Annotated in this window: 16 protein-coding genes; 13 read left to right on the top strand and 3 right to left on the bottom strand. The window is 68.6% G+C overall.

Annotated elements, in window-relative coordinates:
• The first annotated feature begins 36 nt into the window (after positions 1-36).
• From ACGTNG_RS15420 to ACGTNG_RS15360, 13 genes are all read left to right on the top strand, one after another.
• Positions 37-1,005: a branched-chain amino acid transaminase gene (locus ACGTNG_RS15420; protein WP_394797406.1), complete on the top strand. Its 969-nt coding sequence runs from the start codon at positions 37-39 to the stop codon at positions 1,003-1,005.
• A gap of 76 nt (positions 1,006-1,081) precedes the next feature.
• Positions 1,082-2,080, top strand: a complete 999-nt coding sequence (locus ACGTNG_RS15415; RefSeq protein ID WP_394797405.1) for an Lnb N-terminal periplasmic domain-containing protein — start codon at positions 1,082-1,084, stop codon at positions 2,078-2,080.
• Positions 2,081-2,265: 185 nt separating this feature from the next.
• Positions 2,266-3,366, top strand: a complete 1,101-nt coding sequence (locus ACGTNG_RS15410; protein ID WP_394797404.1) for a hypothetical protein — start codon at positions 2,266-2,268, stop codon at positions 3,364-3,366.
• Positions 3,363-3,947, top strand: coding sequence for a hypothetical protein (locus tag ACGTNG_RS15405; RefSeq protein ID WP_394797403.1), 585 nt, complete (start codon positions 3,363-3,365; stop codon positions 3,945-3,947). Before ACGTNG_RS15410 ends, ACGTNG_RS15405 begins: the two co-directional genes overlap by 4 nt.
• 1 nt (position 3,948) lies before the next feature.
• Positions 3,949-5,685, top strand: a complete 1,737-nt coding sequence (locus tag ACGTNG_RS15400; RefSeq protein WP_394797402.1) for an OmpA family protein — start codon at positions 3,949-3,951, stop codon at positions 5,683-5,685.
• Positions 5,682-6,149, top strand: coding sequence for a hypothetical protein (locus tag ACGTNG_RS15395; protein WP_394797401.1), 468 nt, complete (start codon positions 5,682-5,684; stop codon positions 6,147-6,149). The genes ACGTNG_RS15400 and ACGTNG_RS15395 overlap by 4 nt, the downstream gene beginning before the upstream one ends.
• A gap of 35 nt (positions 6,150-6,184) precedes the next feature.
• A complete protein-coding gene (locus ACGTNG_RS15390; RefSeq protein ID WP_394797400.1) occupies positions 6,185-7,093 on the top strand; it encodes a hypothetical protein in 909 nt (302 codons plus the stop codon).
• Positions 7,093-7,635: a hypothetical protein gene (locus tag ACGTNG_RS15385; RefSeq protein ID WP_394797399.1), complete on the top strand. Its 543-nt coding sequence runs from the start codon at positions 7,093-7,095 to the stop codon at positions 7,633-7,635. Before ACGTNG_RS15390 ends, ACGTNG_RS15385 begins: the two co-directional genes overlap by 1 nt.
• 4 nt (positions 7,636-7,639) lie before the next feature.
• Positions 7,640-8,374, top strand: a complete 735-nt coding sequence (locus ACGTNG_RS15380) for a hypothetical protein (protein WP_394797398.1) — start codon at positions 7,640-7,642, stop codon at positions 8,372-8,374.
• The gene (locus ACGTNG_RS15375) at positions 8,371-9,018 is read left to right on the top strand and encodes a hypothetical protein (protein ID WP_394797397.1); all 648 of its coding nucleotides are present in this window, start codon (positions 8,371-8,373) and stop codon (positions 9,016-9,018) included. Before ACGTNG_RS15380 ends, ACGTNG_RS15375 begins: the two co-directional genes overlap by 4 nt.
• Entirely contained in the window at positions 9,015-10,145 is a 1,131-nt protein-coding gene (locus ACGTNG_RS15370; protein WP_394797396.1) for a PASTA domain-containing protein, read from the top strand. Before ACGTNG_RS15375 ends, ACGTNG_RS15370 begins: the two co-directional genes overlap by 4 nt.
• Positions 10,138-10,770, top strand: coding sequence for a PASTA domain-containing protein (locus ACGTNG_RS15365; RefSeq protein ID WP_394797395.1), 633 nt, complete (start codon positions 10,138-10,140; stop codon positions 10,768-10,770). Before ACGTNG_RS15370 ends, ACGTNG_RS15365 begins: the two co-directional genes overlap by 8 nt.
• Positions 10,771-11,054: 284 nt before the next feature.
• Positions 11,055-12,404, top strand: a complete 1,350-nt coding sequence (locus tag ACGTNG_RS15360) for a Na+/H+ antiporter family protein (protein ID WP_394797394.1) — start codon at positions 11,055-11,057, stop codon at positions 12,402-12,404.
• A gap of 84 nt (positions 12,405-12,488) precedes the next feature.
• Here the strand turns inward: ACGTNG_RS15360 and ACGTNG_RS15355 are convergent, their stop codons facing one another.
• From ACGTNG_RS15355 to ACGTNG_RS15345, 3 genes are all read right to left on the bottom strand, one after another.
• A complete protein-coding gene (locus ACGTNG_RS15355; RefSeq protein WP_394797393.1) occupies positions 12,489-13,268 on the bottom strand; it encodes an RNA methyltransferase in 780 nt (259 codons plus the stop codon).
• Positions 13,269-13,436: 168 nt separating this feature from the next.
• Entirely contained in the window at positions 13,437-15,083 is a 1,647-nt protein-coding gene (groL, locus tag ACGTNG_RS15350; protein WP_394797392.1) for a chaperonin GroEL, read from the bottom strand.
• A 62-nt stretch (positions 15,084-15,145) separates the two neighbouring features.
• Positions 15,146-15,439 (bottom strand): co-chaperone GroES, encoded by a 294-nt coding sequence (locus ACGTNG_RS15345; protein ID WP_394797391.1) that lies wholly within the window; start codon positions 15,437-15,439, stop codon positions 15,146-15,148.
• Positions 15,440-15,583 lie beyond the last annotated feature (144 nt).

Below are 15,583 nucleotides of genomic sequence, written 5' to 3'. Positions count from 1 at the left end.
TTGACGGCCGGTCTTTTAACGACAGGAACGAGTACCATGACACCGCTCTGTGATCGCGACGGCTGGCTCTGGCACGACGGCGAGTGGCTGCCGTGGCGCGACGCCCGCACCCACCTGCTGACCCACAGCCTGCACTACGGCATGGGCTGCTTCGAGGGCGTGCGCGCCTATCACGGTCCCGGCGGCACCCATCTCTTCCGGGTGGCGGAGCATACCCGTCGCCTGGCCGACAGCGCCCATGCCCTGGACATGCCGCTGCCCGTCGGGGAGGACGAGTTGATCGAGGCCCAGCGTCAGTGCCTGACGCGAAACGGCCTGCTCAACGCCTATCTCAAGCCGACGGTCTACTTCGGCGCCGAGGGGCTGGGTCTGCGGGCGAGAGGGCTCTCCACCCACGTGATGATCCCCGCCTGGGACCTCGGCGACTACGTCTCGCCCGAGGCCGCCGCCATCGGCCTGCGCGCCCTGACGTCCTCCTGGGCGCGCCACCACGTCAACATCAGCCTGTGCCGGGCCAAGACCAACGGCCACTACGTCAACGCCATGCTGGCGCTGAACACCGCCATCAAGGCGGGCTTCGACGAGACGATCATGCTCGACCCGGAGGGCTACGTGGCCGAGGCCTCGGCGGCCAACGTCTTCCTGCTTCGCGACGGCGTGCTGCATACCCCCGAGGTCACCTCCTGCCTCCAGGGCATCACCCGGGACAGCGTGATTCGCCTGGCCCGCGAGGTGCTGGGAATCGAGGTGCGCGAGCGACGCATCACTCGCGACGAGCTCTATATCGCCGACGAGGCCTTCGTCACCGGGACCGCCGCCGAGATCCTGCCGCTGCGCGAACTCGACGGGCGCCACATCGGCGCCCGCTCCGGGGCGCCGACGCCGGATCGCCCCATCCCCGACGACTCGCTGACCGCTCGGCTGCAGCGGCTCTACCACCGGGTCACCCGGGGCGAGCTTGGCGAGGATCTGCAGGGCTTCGCCGGCTGGCTGACCGCCGTCTGAGCCTTGGCCGCACTGCTCCCCGGCAGTCCGGCCGTGGTAGCCTCGCGCCATCATGCTCGCGAGGACGACGATGATCATGGCGTTGCTGAACGGCCTGCTGCTGCTGGGGATCGCGATCTCCACGCTGTGGGGAGTGCTGGCCCTGGGCCATCGCCTGCCGCGGCCCTGGCGATGGAGCGGGGTGGGGCTCTGGCTGGCGGCGGGAGCGAGCTGGCTGTGGCTCGCCTGGCAGGGCGCGTCGCTGGCGGCGCTTGTCGGCATCGGCGTGCAGCTGGCCGGGCTGCTGGCCTGGTGGCGGCGGCTCGTGCCACAGAAGGATCGGGACTGGGCCGAGGACGTCGCCCATCTCGCCACCGGCCGGGTCACGGGGAAACGGCTGACCCTGCACCATGTGCGTCACTTCGACTGGCAGACCCGGGACACCGCCCGGGGCGGCTGGGAGCGGCGCGTCTATGACCTCGAGCGCCTGAGCACGGTGGACCTGATCGTCTCGAGCTGGGGGCGGCCGGGCATCGCCCACGTGCTGATCTCCTTCGGCTTCGCCGGTGACGACGGCAGCGTCGACGACTTCGTCGCCTTCTCGGTGGAGGTGCGCCGAGCGAGCCACGAGCGCTTCTCGGAGATCGGCGGCTTCTTCAAGCAGTACGAGCTGGCGATCATCGCGGCCGATGAGCGGGACGCGGTGCGCCTGCGCAGCAACGTGCGCGGCGAGCGCGTCACCCTCTACCACGTCACCCTCTCGGCCCAGGCGCGTCGCCGTCTGCTGCTGGCGCTGGTGGCCTCCGCCAACGACCTGGCCCGCGAGCCGCGTTTCTATCACACCGTCACCGCCAACTGTACGACCCTGGTGTTCGTCATGATGCGCCAGATCATCGAGGGGCTGCCGCTCGATCATCGCCTGCTGCTGAGCGGCCTGTTGCCGGGCTATGTCCATGAGCATGGCGGCCTCGTCGACGGCTATCGCCTCGGTGAGCTGCGCCGTCTCGGCGATATCACCGAGCGCGCCGCCCAGGCCCATGACGCCCCCGATTTCTCCAGGCGGATCCGCCGCGGCGTGCCGGGGTGGTGTGACTGATCTGCACCGAGGAGCATGACAAATCCGCTTACTGGAGTTTGACGGATCTGATGACGTGAACTTAGCTTCAACGCATGATGTGCTGATTCGGCGCCCCGCCTCGCCGATGACCGTCAACGGCCATGTGCACCCTACGAGGCGCCTTATCTCCAGGCCCACGAGCCATTCGTGGAAGGAGGAGTGGGGTGACAAGCAGCTCGGCCATCTACCCGTCGCGTCATCAGGTGGTCGTCACCTCGCCCGGTGACGTGTCGCCTTCTGCGCTTCGCGCCGTCGCCGACGGTCTCGCCAGACCCGTCGCCGACGTGGCCGAAGCGATCTTCCGAGCCCCGACCGTCCTCGTCGACGACCTCGACGCCGATACCGCCACGGCCCTCGACCGGCTGCTGGCCTCGCTGGGCCTGGAATCCCGCGTGGCTCCCCACGGGGAGGCGCCGCCCGATGTGACTTACTTCGACGTGGCCGTTCAGGTCCAGGATGTCGCGCGCATCGCGACCGTGACCGAGTCACTCGCCGACTTCCTCGGGGTCTCGGCGCAGCGCGCCTTCGGGCTGCTGGCCACACCGCCGGGCGTGGTACTGGGTGGGGTCGGAGCGGCGGCGGTGGAGAGCCTCGCCCGACGTCTCGGCGAGGGCGCCCTGGTCTCCCGGGCCCCCAGCGACGCGGGGCCCTTCGATCTTCATCTCGCCCCGGATACCAGCGTGCCGGCCTGGCTTCAGGCCCGCCTGCGTGAGAAGCAGCAGACGCTCCGGCCCGGATGGCTCCCGCTGAGGCTGTCCTACGCCGAGGCGCGCTCGCTCTGGTCCTCGCTTGGACGGGAGGGCGGCATCCGGCTGGTGAACCGTGCCCTGATGCGCTGGGACCTGGTCCTGACCGGCGAGGCGACACCCACGAGCGAGCTGCTGGCCTGGCTCGAGGAGCGCTTCGGCATTCCGTCAACGGTGGCGCCTCGCGTCCTCGCCCAGCCGCCCCTCGCCCTGGCCGAGGCCTGCGACGTGGCCCAGGCACGTCAACGTCTCGATGAGGCGCGCGCGCTGGGGCTCTCGGTCGAGCGCGAACCGAGCGGCTTCGGGCGTGCCGGCATCGAGCTGCTGGCCGCTCGCGATGCGTCTCGGCTGCAGGCCGTGCTGAGCCGTTTCGGGTTGAGCCAGACGGTGCGGATTCCCTCGCTCATCGTGGCCGACCTGTCGGACCTCGAGGCCCGGGTGCTGGCCCATGAGCTGGCCGCGGCCGGCGCACGGACCCGCTTCGTCGAGTCGACTACCCCCTCCGGAGAGATGACATGACGGCAACGAACCCCGATCGTGTGTCGCCCCACCTTCAACACCTGGCCATCGCGGAGAAAGGCAAGCTGGCCGCGCTGGCCGGCGACCACGGGCGTGCCCTCGAGCTCTATCGGACGGCCCTGCGACTGGCCAGTGAGATGGCGGCCCCGACGCCCTTCGCTCGCCACTACACCGACTGCATCCTCGAGAGCCTCGAGCGCCAGGGCCGGCACGGCGATGCCCTGGCGCTCACCGTGGCCGCCTGCGAGGAACTGGAGCGGCGCGGAACGCACGCCCCCCTGCAGCGGCGCGATCACGCGACCCTGACGCTTAGGCGGGCGATCCTGCTGCTGTTCCTCGGGCGCGAGGCCGAGGCCGACCATCAACTGGAACAGGCGGTGGCCATCGCCCATCCCGACCGGCTCGCCCTGGCCGCCGAGCTCCAGGCCTGGCGGCGACGGGCGCTGACCATCACCGCCCAGACGCTGTCCGAGGCGCTGTCTCGCCACGGCTACTACACCGTTCGCCGCGCCAGGGTGCGGCCCGATCTGGCGCGCAGGGCGACCCTGCCGCCCGACGTCTCCCGACAGGAGGTGACATGACATGGCCAACTACGACGGCATGACGCCCGGCCAGGTGCTGGCGGATGCCAGCGTGGCCGAGTTCATCAAGGAACTCGGGCTGGGCATCGCCAAGGCGCAGAAGGAGCTGGACGACAACTCGGTGCGCCAGATGCAGGCCTTCACCGAGATTCACGACGGCCTGGGCGAGCGCTCGCTGCTGGAGCTGGGCCTGATGCCCGCCTTCTACCACTACCAGCATGCCGATGTCTCGGTGTCCCTCCAGCTGCGCCTCGAGGTGGGCAAGCGCGACGAGTTTGGTTTCTCCGCCACCGCGAGCCTGGGCGATACCCGCCAGCAGAGTGCCTCGTCGTCGGCCTCCGAAGCGGAGAGCGAGAGCGGCACGAGGGTCGAGACGCGTCAGGCCCGGCTCGAGTATCGCGCCGATGCGACCGGCACGCTCTCGGTGAACGGGACCCAGGTGGTGCCGAGTGGGCAGGAGCCCAGGGCGCGACTGGGCAGCCTGCTGGACCAGTTGACCGAGCACCAGGATGTCGATGCCATGGTCTACTCGCCGCCGGATACGGCGCTCAGCATCTCCAGCGATGCGCCCGGCCACCAGGTCGTGACGACCTCCCGCTCGGTAGCCTTCACCTTTACCGCCACGGCCAACGGGCTGATCGCCATCCGCGACAACGCCGACACCGACTATGTGCTGAATAGCGGCACGACGGTCTCGACCACCGCCCAGGCGGACCTCGGGGCCTACGCCGAGCATGTCAGGAGCCAGGTCGACGCGGCCGGCGGCTTCACTACCACCCTGCATCCACCGCATCAGGCGGGAGAGCCCCGGTTCGGGGTCTATTTCGACACCGGCAAGGCGGAGTTTCGCAGCGAGGACGACCGACGCTCCCTGACCGAGCTGGCTCGCGCCTTCGCCGCGACGGGCACGCGGGTCCGCCTGGAAGGCATGACCGACCGGCAGGGCTCGGCGCAGAAGAACCTGGCGCTGGGTGAGGCCAGGGGGCGCTTCGTGCGCGATTTCATGATCGCCAACGGTGTCCCTGAGAGCCAGATCGATCTGGTGGATAGCCAGGGCGAGCAGCGAGCGGCGCGCGCCAACGACGACGACGGCACGCCGAACCAGGAGTGGCGGGTCACCTCGATCGCGACACCGGAACGCGACTACTACTGGCTGTCGCTTCGCAGCGAGGGCAGTGCGCTGCTGGACGGGGTCGCGCCCGACCTGCAGGGGGGAGGCGATGGTAACGGCTTCGTGTTCCTGTGGCAGCCGGCCTCGCCCGACCTGTCGGCTTTCTCCGTGACCGTCGAGGGGCAGGCGTTCGGCCTCAACGGCGCGGCGGTGGCGGGACATGCGGCGAATGCCGCCGAGGCCTACGCGCACCACCTGGCGGCCGACCTCAATGCCACTGGCACGCTGCGTGCCAACCAGCTGGGCCACGTCGTCGAGGTGATGCGGGCAAGTGATACCTATGAGATCAAGCTGTTCAGCGCCACCAGCGAACAGCTCGAGCTGACGGGCAGCGAGGGGCTCACCGTGACCCAGCAGTTCTCTCGCTCGCGGTCACGCCAGGTCGAGAGTCGCGAGGGCTCGAGCACCGCCGTGGCGATCGGCGTCAGCGTGGACAAGCGGGAGTCCCGGCAGTTCAACATGGCGGTGACCGGCAACAGCCAGATCTCCGCCCGGTTGGCCTCCGTGCCGGCGCCTGAGCTCTTCGTCGAGGCGATTCACGCCCTGCAGCGGGAGCGCCGCTCATGAGTGCCGGGACCCAGACGACCCGTGCCCTGGTCACGGCGCCGCTGCCGCAGATCGTCGAGCGCCTCGGCATGGCCATCGCCGAGGGGCAGTTCGCCCTCGATCGCAACGCCGTGGAGATGGCCAAGGTGATGGGGGAGACGGAGGTCGAGGTCGGCGGAGAGACCTACAACCTGCTGGCGCTGGGCTTCACGCCGAGCTTCTACGCCTACACCGAGGCGACCGTCGAGGCGCGGCTCAGCTTCACCGTGAGCGAGTCGACCGATACCTCCGTCGGCGCCTCCGTCACCGGCGGCGTCAACACCGGGGTCTTCATGGCGGCCGCCACCGTCTCGGTCAGCTACGCCAGGAAGTACGCCATGGAGGCCTCCGGGATGTCATCCATCGCGGCCCGGCTGGTGTCGCTGCCCCCGCCCGAGCAGTTCATGGCGCTCCTACGCCAGCAGCGCAACGCCGACAGCGAGTGAGCCGGCCTCACCGGTCAACAAGAAGGAGAACGACCATGAGCATTGGACAGGACCTTCTCGATGTTCCCATGGGGGACATGATCCGCGACATGGCCTTCGCCATCGCGGACAGCCAGTATCAGCTCGATCAGAGCTCGATGCGCACCGCCGAGATGATGGGCGGCCTGCAGTCGGTGATCGACAGCCGAGGTAATCAGACCTTCGACGACAGTCGGGTCTTCTTCGGCTACGAGTACATGACCGTCGAGCAGGCGCTCTACTATGCCATCTTCGACGACTCACTCACCGGGGCACTGGACGAGGACTCCATACGATTGAAAGAGGTGGTACTGGAGATCATTCGCGAGATGGTGCAGACGGAGACCGGCAGCGAGAGCAGCGCCACTTCCGCCATACAGCCCCTGAGGGCGATCACCGGGAGCTCTTCGCGTAACGATGTGACCTCGGCACTCAACACCGAGGTCGGCGGGGAAACGCTGGCCGAAAAGGTGATTCGGGTGCCCACGCGCCTGTCGATGATGGAACTGGGCTTCACGCCCACCTTCTACCAGTTCGTCGACACCATCATCGAGGTGAAGATCGCCATTCGCATGATCCGCGAGCGGGCCTACGAGCGTACGACCTCGAACGCCACCAGCGACCGGCAGCGCAGTGCCGGTCGCAGCACCCGGGTGGGATTGACCTGGCCGCCGGGGGTCCGGAAGTCGAAATCCTACCGCAGCAACACCTCCGTGCAGACGACCCAGGTGGATGCCACCTACTCCCAGAAGTACAGCTACAGCGCCGAGGGCGCGAGCCTGCTGCGCACCAAGATGGTGCCCGTGCCCCCTCCCGCCGTGCTCAACGAGCGTATCCGCGGCTACATGGAGGTCGAGGAGGAGGCCCGTCGGCGGCGCATGGAGGCCCTCTACCCGGACGCCGATGACGGCGAAGGAGGTCCGTGATGGCCGTCGGACAGGATCTGCTCAACGTCCCCTTCCCGGAGATGGTCAAGTCGATGGGGGTGGGGATCGCCGAGGCGCAGTACGAGCTCGACCTCACCTCGTTGAAGATCGCGCGGCTGATGGCCGGCTACGCGCCGGAAAACGAGGAGGAGGGCACGGCCTCCAGCGAGCGAGCCAACCTGGTCAAGATCGGGGACGACAGTCCGGACGGCTACTCGCTGCTGGAGCTGGGGTTCACGCCGACCTTCTACCAGTTCGTGGATACGCTCATCGAGGTCAAGATGTCGATCTCCATGGCCACCGAGAGCGAGAGCAAGCGCAGCAGCACCACGGTCAACGCCTCGGTGAGCGGGAAGGTGGGGTTCCTGTCGGCGAGCGCCAAGATGAAGGTCTCCACCGTCTCGGCCAGTTTCTCGAGCAAGTACCAGTACTCCGCCGAGGGGAGTTCGCTGATGCGCACCAAGCTGGTGACCGTGCCCGCGCCGGCCATCCTCGAGGAGCGCATCCGCGCCATGCTGTCCACCGAGTCGGAACCGGAGTAGCCCCATGCCGCGAAACAGCTGGGCGTCCCTTCAGGAGGAGACGGCATCGGACACGACCCCGGACGCCGTGGCGCCGGAGGCCGCGGCAACGCCCCTGCCGGCGTCACTGGTGGCCCTCCAGCGGGAGCGCGCGGAGCTCGAGGCCAGGATGCAGCGCCTCGCCGGAGGCGGTGCCGAGCCGACCGGGGACGCCGATGCCCGCTTTCCCGTCACGCCTCTCTCGCAGCGCCGCCGGGCCGATGCGGACTGGGCGTCACGGCGTGACGCCCAGAGCGATCGCTCCCCGCTTCGCGAGCTCACGCAGGCCCCGGCGCGATCGTTCGAGCCCGCCGACGACGCCCCGTCGCTGCCGCTGCGCACCGGCCAGCGATTGCTGGGCGATCCCCCGGCACGAACCGGGTTGCGCGAGCAGGGCGGCCGATCGTGGACCGACACGAACGCGCTCGATGCCGGGACGCGTCGCGTCACGGGGGCGCTCGAGTCGTGGGAGCGTCGTGGTCGAGAGGCCCTCGAGGCGCCGTTGCCGAGCATGACCACCCCCACGCGTGCCTATGAGGCGCGGCGTGAACGGCTGCTCTCGGTGGTGGCGGGGGGCTGCGGTGACCTGGACGAGCGGGCCGAACGGGCCCGGGAAGTGGCGCTCGAGCGCAGGCGATGGCAGCGGCGCGAACAGCAGGCCGATGAGCGTCGCCTGACCCGGGCGCGCCAGCAACGACAAGCGCAGGAGGATGAGTCATGAGCCAGGGAGGCCAGATCGCGGCCGACGCGGTTCGGGACATGCTGGTGGGGCTCGCGGATGCCCTGCAGGATGCTCAGGGCACGCTGTCGGAAGCGGCGCGTACCGGCGACGGCGGGCAGGGTTACGAGATCCCCTATCTCGATTTCGCCTTCGAGGTGGAGTTTCACGAGGAGGCCGAGGCGAACCAGCCGATGCGCTTGCGCCTGCTTCCCAAGGCGCGGCGGGACCGCGATGAGACCGGTCGGGAAACGCGCATCACCTCGTCGATCTCCGGTCGCCTGGCCACGGTGCCGGCCCATGGCGGTCGCCCGGAGACGCTGCTGGACCTGGGCGTGTCCGCCGTGGAGGGACGTGCCAAGCGCGAGCGGCTGGATATCCAGGTCTCCAGCATGGCCGGCGAGCGCCTGGGAGGCGTCCCCGTCTCCCTGCAGGTGGACGTCGAGATGACCGAGCGACTGCTCGGCTATCGGCCCTCGGCCCAGCAGCGCCTGTCGCTGCTGTCGTCGCAGCGACTGACCACCCGCGAGGACGGCAGCGCCCAGCTGGTCGTCGAGCTCGCCTCGCTGCGAGGCAAGCAGGTGGTCGTGCAGGTGGAGTCGCGCGGAGCGATCGGTCGGGTGCTGCTGCCGGGAGATCCTTCATGACCATCAAGCTTCGCGTGACCGCCAGCCTGCTCGATGCCGCCCGTAAGCCCGCCGCCCATCAGGTTGTGGAGCTCCAGGTCTATCAGCTCGGCAGGGGATGGCAGGGGTTGAACCGGTCCGTGACCAACGACGAGGGCCGGCTGGCCATCGCCACCGGGCTGCAGGGAGAGGGCAAGCTCGCGCCGGCGCTGCGGCTGGTCAAGGCGAATACCGATCCGGCCGAGGTGCTGGCCCAGCAGGGCAGCTACCACATGGCGCGTACCGTGCTGAATGTCTCGTTCGGCGAGGTGGTGATGCTGCCGGGGGCCGGCGTGTCGGCGCCCGCCGTCTCGCGCCGTCGTCCCGAACGGCTCGCCGGGATGAACCTCAACATGGCGGACCTGGTGCTGGAGATGCCGATTCATACCCTCCCGCCTGACGACCTGAGGCCGGGCGCCGGGGCGACCATCGATGCGGCCAGGCCGGAGGCCGGCGGCCTGGAGTCTCGCAAGACCGCGGTGGTCATGGAGATGCTCAGTGCCGAGACCGCCAAGCGCGAGCAGCTGCAGGTCCAGGTCGATCTGCGACAGGCGCGCATCCAGGAGCTCGACCAGGCGTTGCAGAAGAGTGAGGCGCAAGGGGAGCGGCTGGGTCGTCAGCTCGATCAGCTGCGCAAGACGGCGGCGACGTCGCCGCCCATGGAGCGGCTGACCTCGACCATTTCCGGGGCCCTGGACCTGGCCCGGGCCGAGCAGGGGATGGAACTGGCCTCCGCCGAGCTGCGCATTCGCGGGCTGGTCGTGGAGGGCGGCAAGCGTTTCCACCCGCTCGACAGCGCCGAGGCCAGGGAGGTATTGGCGGACAACGTCTCCGAGCTGGTGCTGAGGCTCAATCCGCCACGCCAGGGCGGCGCGCCCGCGTCTGCCGAGGTGCCCGACCTGATCGGCCAGACCCTCGAGTCGGCCCGGCGACAGGCCCTGGCCGCGGGGCTGCGACTGGACGTGATCGAGCGGCATAGCGAGCGTCATCCCTCCGGGGCCATCGTCGAACAGCGGCCGGCCCCCGGGGCGGCGCTGTCCGAGGCCAACGGGCGCCTCGGGGTCGTTGTCGCCGTGGGACCCGAGACCGAGGAGGCAGGCCATGAGTGATATCAAGCGCTTGATCAACGACACCACGGCCGCGCCCCTCGGCCAGATCATTGCCTCGGTGGGCCAGGGGGTGGCACAGGCGCAACGCGCCCTGGACGAGCAGGCGCTGGCTCAGCTGCAAGCGCTGTATCGGGACAACGACGAGGCGATGACGCTGCTGCGGCAAAGCGGCTGGCAGCCGACCTTCTATACCCTCCCCGAGACCGAGGGGGAGGTGAAGGTGGCGCTCTCGCTCTCCGGGAATGCACAGGCGACTCGATCGGCAAGCGCCTCGCTGGGACGGCCAGGCGCGTCGCGGATCGCCCTCTACGCGGCTCCCGTGGATGCGGGGTATCAGAATCGCTTCGGGTATCAGGCCACGATCGGGGCATCGCTGCGTTTTCGCATCGTGCCGGTGCCGCCTCCCCCGGAGGTCGAGGAGATGCCGATCGTGGCGGTGCCCCGGCTGATCTCGCTGCCGCGTGAGGCGGCGCAGGAGCTGCTCGCCGAGTTCCGCCTCGAGATGGAGGTCGATCCGTCCGGCGCCTCGTCGGGGACGGTGTTGACGCAGGCTCCATCGCCGGGTGAGGTGCTGCGGCGTGGCGATGTTGTCACGGTCACCCTGGCGTCGGCGCCCGATAGCTGACAAAAACGCCACGGCGCGGGCGCCGTGGCGGTCTCACTCCTCCCTGGGCATCGTCGTGATGCCATGCTCCCTGCGGGGCTTCCTGCCCCTTGCGTCCCTGTCACCGACCTCGGCAGTCTCCCTTGCCGGGTCCTCTCGTTATCGCCGATGCCCGTGACAGCGTCATGAGGATTCGATGACGTCGCGATGACATTCCCGAAGCCGGCATCCGGCAGGACCGGTTGCCATCTGGTAGAATCCCGCGCCGTCTCGTCTGAATCCAACTCCATTTTCGGGAATCTCTCATGAATGCGGTAATTGTTGCGGTGCTTGTGATGGTGGGGCTATCACTGGCGCGGGTCTCGGTGGTCTTCGCCCTGGTGGTCGGGGCGCTGGCCGGTGGGCTGGTCGGGGGGCTCTCCGTCACCGACACCCTGGCGGCCTTCAACGACGGGGTCGGCGGCGGCGCCAAGGTGGCCCTGGCCTATGCGACCCTGGGCGCCTTCGCGGTGGCGATCTCGCGCTCGGGGCTGCCCGACCTGCTGGCGCGGCGGCTGATCGCGTTGCTCGGCCAGGAGGCCTCGGACAGCCGCCAGGCCACGGTGAAGTACCTGCTGCTCGGCTCGGTGCTGCTGGTGGCGATCTCCTCGCAGAACCTGATCCCGGTGCACATCGCCTTCATCCCGATCCTGATCCCGCCGCTGCTCAAGGTGATGAACCAGTTGCGCCTGGATCGCCGTGCGGTGGCCTGTGCGCTGACCTTCGGCCTGACGGCGCCCTACATGCTGCTGCCGGTGGGCTTCGGGGCGATCTTTCTCAACGACATCCTGCTGGCCAACATCAACCAGGCCGGCGAGGCGCTGGGCCTCGAGATCACCCGCGGCATGGTGCCCGTGGCCATGGGCGTGCCGGTGGGCGGCATGGCGCTGGGGCTGCTCGTTGCGCTGTTCGTGAGCTACCGCAAGCCGCGCGACTACGAGGCGGCGGAAGTCGCCACCACCAACGTGCCGCACCACCACCCCGAGGCCCAGGAGCCCCATGCGCTGGGCGTGGCGATGTCGATCGTCGCCATCGTCGCGGCGCTGGGCATCCAGCTCTATACCGGCTCGATGGTGCTGGGCGGCCTCGTGGGCTTCGCGCTGCTCTCGCTGGGCGGGATCTTCAAGTGGCGAGAGGCCGACGATCTGTTCACCAGCGGCATGCGCATGATGGCGCTGATCGGCTTCATCATGATCTCGGCCTCGGGCTTCGCCGCGGTGATGACCGCCACCGGCGAGGTCGAGACCCTGGTCACCGCCAGCGCCGAGATCATCGGCGACAACCGCGGCCTGGCGGCGCTGCTGATGCTCTTGGTGGGTCTGTTCATCACCCTGGGGATCGGCTCCTCCTTCTCGACCATCCCGATCATCGCCGCGATCTTCGTGCCCCTGGCGGTCCAGTTCGGCTTCTCGCCGCTGGCCACGGTGGCGCTGGTGGGCACCGCGGCGGCGCTGGGCGATGCCGGCTCGCCGGCCTCGGACTCGACCCTCGGGCCGACCTCCGGGCTCAACGTCGACCGCCAGCACGACCACATCTGGGACAGCGTGGTGCCGACCTTCCTGCACTACAACATTCCGCTGATCGGCTTCGGCTGGCTGGCGGCGATGACCCTGTGATCGCGCGCCCGGCGTGATGAGTTCCTTTGATGACGGCGGCCCTCGGGCCGCCGTCGTCGTTTGTGCCGATCCGTCGAGCCTGCGTCAGTCCTCGCCGGGCCGGTCGTCGGGGAGTCGGTCCTCGGCGAGACGGTCATCGGGAAGATGCTGCTCCAGCGAGGCGAGCAGGCCGCGCAGCAGCGAGAGCTCCTTGCGCGACGGTCGCGCCCGGGCGAACAGCGCCTGAAGCTGCGCCTCGGTGCGCGCGTGGGGCTGGGTGATGAAGCCGCTGCGCTGCATGACGCGGGTCAGGTGATCATGGAAGTGGCCCAGCTGCTCGCGGGGCGGCTGGCGATCCTGGCTCGGGCGCGCCAGGCGAAAGTCGCTCTCCGGGCGCCGGCGCCAGGCGGTGAACACCTCGTGGGCGAGCACCTGCACCGCCTGGGAGAGGTTGAGGATGCCGTAGTCCGGGTTGGCCGGGATGCTGACCTGATGGCTGCAGCAGCGGATCTCATCGTTGGTCAGTCCGAAGCGCTCGCGGCCGAAGACCAGCGCCACCGGGTCGTTGGCGGCCTGGTCGACGAGGTCGCGTGCCATGTCGGCCGGCTCATCGAAATGCGGCAGCGGCAGGCTGCGCAGCCGGGCGCTGGCGCCGACCACCTGCACGCAGTCGGTCACGGCCTCGGTGAGTGAGCCCACCACCCGGGCCGTGTCGATGAGGTCCTCGGCCCCGGCGGCCAGGCGTGAGGCCTCCGGGTCGGGGAAGCAGCGCGGATTGACCAGCACCAGGTCGCTGAGGCCCATGGTCTTCATGGCGCGGGCCGCGGCCCCGATATTGCCGGGATGGTAGGTCTGGACGAGGACGATACGAATATTGGACAGCATGGCGAGCCGGTCTGAATGAGGTCTGAAAGAGGGGCGAAGCGGGGGGAGTGTACCCAGCTCGGCGCGCGTGAGTAAGGCCTCTCGATACGTCGGGCCCCCACAATGAAAGACCCCCGCCGGTCTCCCGGCGGGGGTCTCGATCAGGCGAGGCCTGGGGGCGGGGGCGATTTACATCATGCCGCCCATGCCACCCATGCCGCCCATGCCGCCCATGTCGGCGCCACCGGCATCCTTCTCGTCCGGATCGTCGGCGATCATGCACTCGGTGGTGATCATGAGGCCGGCGACGGAGCCAGCGGACTGCAGCGCGGAGCGAGTGACCTTGGCCGGGTCCAGCACGCCCATCTCGAACAGGTCGCCGAACTCGCCGGTCTGGGCGTTGTAGCCGAAGTTGCCCTCACCGTCCTTGACGCGGTTCAGGATGACGGAAGCCTCCTGACCGGCGTTGGTGACGATCTGGCGCAGCGGGGCTTCCATGGCGCGCACGGCGATGGCGATGCCGTGGGTCTGGTCCTCGTTGTCGCCCTTGAGGCCGGCGATACGGGTCAGCACGCGCACCAGGGCGGTACCGCCTCCGGGCACCACGCCTTCCTCGACGGCGGCGCGAGTGGAGTGCAGGGCATCCTCGACCCGGGCCTTCTTCTCCTTCATCTCGACTTCGGTGGCCGCACCGACGCGGATGACGGCGACACCGCCGGCCAGCTTGGCGACACGCTCCTGGAGCTTCTCGCGATCGTAATCGGAGGAGGTCTCCTCGATCTGGGCGCGGATCTGGCTGACGCGGGCCTCAATGTCATTGTCGTTGCCGGCGCCATCGATGATGGTGGTGTTCTCCTTGGACATGGTCACGCGCTTGGCGGTGCCCAGGTGGTCCAGGGTGGCCTGCTCGAGGTCCAGACCCACTTCCTCGGAGATCACGGTACCGCCGGTGAGGATGGCGATGTCCTGCAGCATGGCCTTGCGACGGTCGCCGAAGCCCGGGGCCTTGGCGGCCGCGACCTTGACGATGCCGCGCATGGTGTTGACCACCAGGGTGGCCAGCGCCTCGCCTTCGATGTCCTCGGCGATGATCACCAGCGGCTTGCCGGCCTTGGCGACGGACTCGAGGGTCGGCAGCAGCTCGCGGATGTTGGAGATCTTCTTGTCCACCAGCAGGATGAACGGATCTTCCAGTTCCACGGCCATGGTGTCCTGGTTGGTCACGAAGTACGGCGACAGGTAGCCGCGGTCGAACTGCATGCCTTCCACGACGTCCAGCTCGTCCTCGAAGCCACGGCCTTCATCGACGGTGATGACGCCTTCCTTGCCGACCTTCTCCATCGCCTCGGCGATGATCTCACCGATGCGCTTGTCGCCGTTGGCGGAGATGGTGCCGACCTGGGCGATGGCGTTGGAGTCGGTGCAGGGCACGGCCAGCTCACTGACTTCCTTGACGGCGGCGGCGACGGCCTGGTCGATGCCGCGCTTCAGGTCCATCGGGTTCATGCCGGCGATCACGCCCTTCAGGCCCTCGGTCACGATGGACTGGGCCAGCACGGTGGCGGTGGTGGTGCCGTCACCGGCGACGTCGGAGGTCTTGGAAGCGACTTCCTTGACCATCTGTGCGCCCATGTTCTCGAACTTGTCCTTGAGCTCGATCTCCTTGGCCACGGAGACACCGTCCTTGGTCACGGTCGGCGCGCCGAAGGACTTCTCGAGCACCACGTTGCGGCCCTTCGGCCCCAGGGTCGCCTTGACGGCGTTGGCCAGGGTGTCGACGCCTTTCGCCATGCGAGTGCGTGCATCACTGGAGAACTTGACTTGTTTCGCTGCCATTTTCGTATGCTTCCTGTGAGTTCGTGAACGTCAGTATCGTGCGATTGCTGGCGGGTCGCGGCTCAGCCTTCGACGACGGCCAGGATGTCGGACTCGCTCATGATCAGCACTTCTTCGCCGTCGATCTTCTGCTTCTCGACGCCGAAGCCATCCTTGAAGATCACGGTGTCGCCGACCTTGACGTCGAGCGGGCGCACGTCGCCGCTGTCCAGAATCCGGCCGTTACCGACGGCGAGGATTTCGCCACGAGTCGGCTTTTCCTGGGCGCTGCCCGGGAGCACGATGCCGCCTGCAGTCTTCTGCTCTTCTTCAACGCGACGGATGACGACGCGATCGTGCAAGGGACGGATGTTCATTGCTCACGTTCTCCTGATGGTTTGCTGTGCCGGCACTGTTGTCCGGCGGTTTTCATCATCAACCCGCAGCCAGGCTGCGGGGTGGAGGCGGTTATCGCCTTCCTTGTCGATGGCCCGAGGATCTTCCCCGGACCGAATCCCGAT

Source organism: Halomonas sp. B23F22_3 (assembly GCF_043496965.1).
In the GTDB taxonomy this organism is placed as follows: domain Bacteria; phylum Pseudomonadota; class Gammaproteobacteria; order Pseudomonadales; family Halomonadaceae; genus Halomonas.
This window is presented reverse-complemented; position numbering and strand designations above follow the sequence as displayed.

What these genes read in the sequence shown, in the direction of transcription:
- ACGTNG_RS15405 (WP_394797403.1), top strand. Translation starts at nt 3,363, where the DNA reads ATGACGGCAACGAACCCCGATCGTGTGTCGCCCCACCTTCAACACCTG.
- ACGTNG_RS15345 (WP_394797391.1), bottom strand. Translation starts at nt 15,439, where the DNA reads ATGAACATCCGTCCCTTGCACGATCGCGTCGTCATCCGTCGCGTTGAA.
- ACGTNG_RS15390 (WP_394797400.1), top strand. Translation starts at nt 6,185, where the DNA reads ATGAGCATTGGACAGGACCTTCTCGATGTTCCCATGGGGGACATGATC.
- ACGTNG_RS15400 (WP_394797402.1), top strand. Translation starts at nt 3,949, where the DNA reads ATGGCCAACTACGACGGCATGACGCCCGGCCAGGTGCTGGCGGATGCC.
- groL (WP_394797392.1), bottom strand. Translation starts at nt 15,083, where the DNA reads ATGGCAGCGAAACAAGTCAAGTTCTCCAGTGATGCACGCACTCGCATG.
- ACGTNG_RS15360 (WP_394797394.1), top strand. Translation starts at nt 11,055, where the DNA reads ATGAATGCGGTAATTGTTGCGGTGCTTGTGATGGTGGGGCTATCACTG.
- ACGTNG_RS15355 (WP_394797393.1), bottom strand. Translation starts at nt 13,268, where the DNA reads ATGCTGTCCAATATTCGTATCGTCCTCGTCCAGACCTACCATCCCGGC.
- ACGTNG_RS15380 (WP_394797398.1), top strand. Translation starts at nt 7,640, where the DNA reads ATGCCGCGAAACAGCTGGGCGTCCCTTCAGGAGGAGACGGCATCGGAC.
- ACGTNG_RS15395 (WP_394797401.1), top strand. Translation starts at nt 5,682, where the DNA reads ATGAGTGCCGGGACCCAGACGACCCGTGCCCTGGTCACGGCGCCGCTG.
- ACGTNG_RS15365 (WP_394797395.1), top strand. Translation starts at nt 10,138, where the DNA reads ATGAGTGATATCAAGCGCTTGATCAACGACACCACGGCCGCGCCCCTC.
- ACGTNG_RS15370 (WP_394797396.1), top strand. Translation starts at nt 9,015, where the DNA reads ATGACCATCAAGCTTCGCGTGACCGCCAGCCTGCTCGATGCCGCCCGT.
- ACGTNG_RS15420 (WP_394797406.1), top strand. Translation starts at nt 37, where the DNA reads ATGACACCGCTCTGTGATCGCGACGGCTGGCTCTGGCACGACGGCGAG.
- ACGTNG_RS15375 (WP_394797397.1), top strand. Translation starts at nt 8,371, where the DNA reads ATGAGCCAGGGAGGCCAGATCGCGGCCGACGCGGTTCGGGACATGCTG.
- ACGTNG_RS15385 (WP_394797399.1), top strand. Translation starts at nt 7,093, where the DNA reads ATGGCCGTCGGACAGGATCTGCTCAACGTCCCCTTCCCGGAGATGGTC.
- ACGTNG_RS15415 (WP_394797405.1), top strand. Translation starts at nt 1,082, where the DNA reads ATGGCGTTGCTGAACGGCCTGCTGCTGCTGGGGATCGCGATCTCCACG.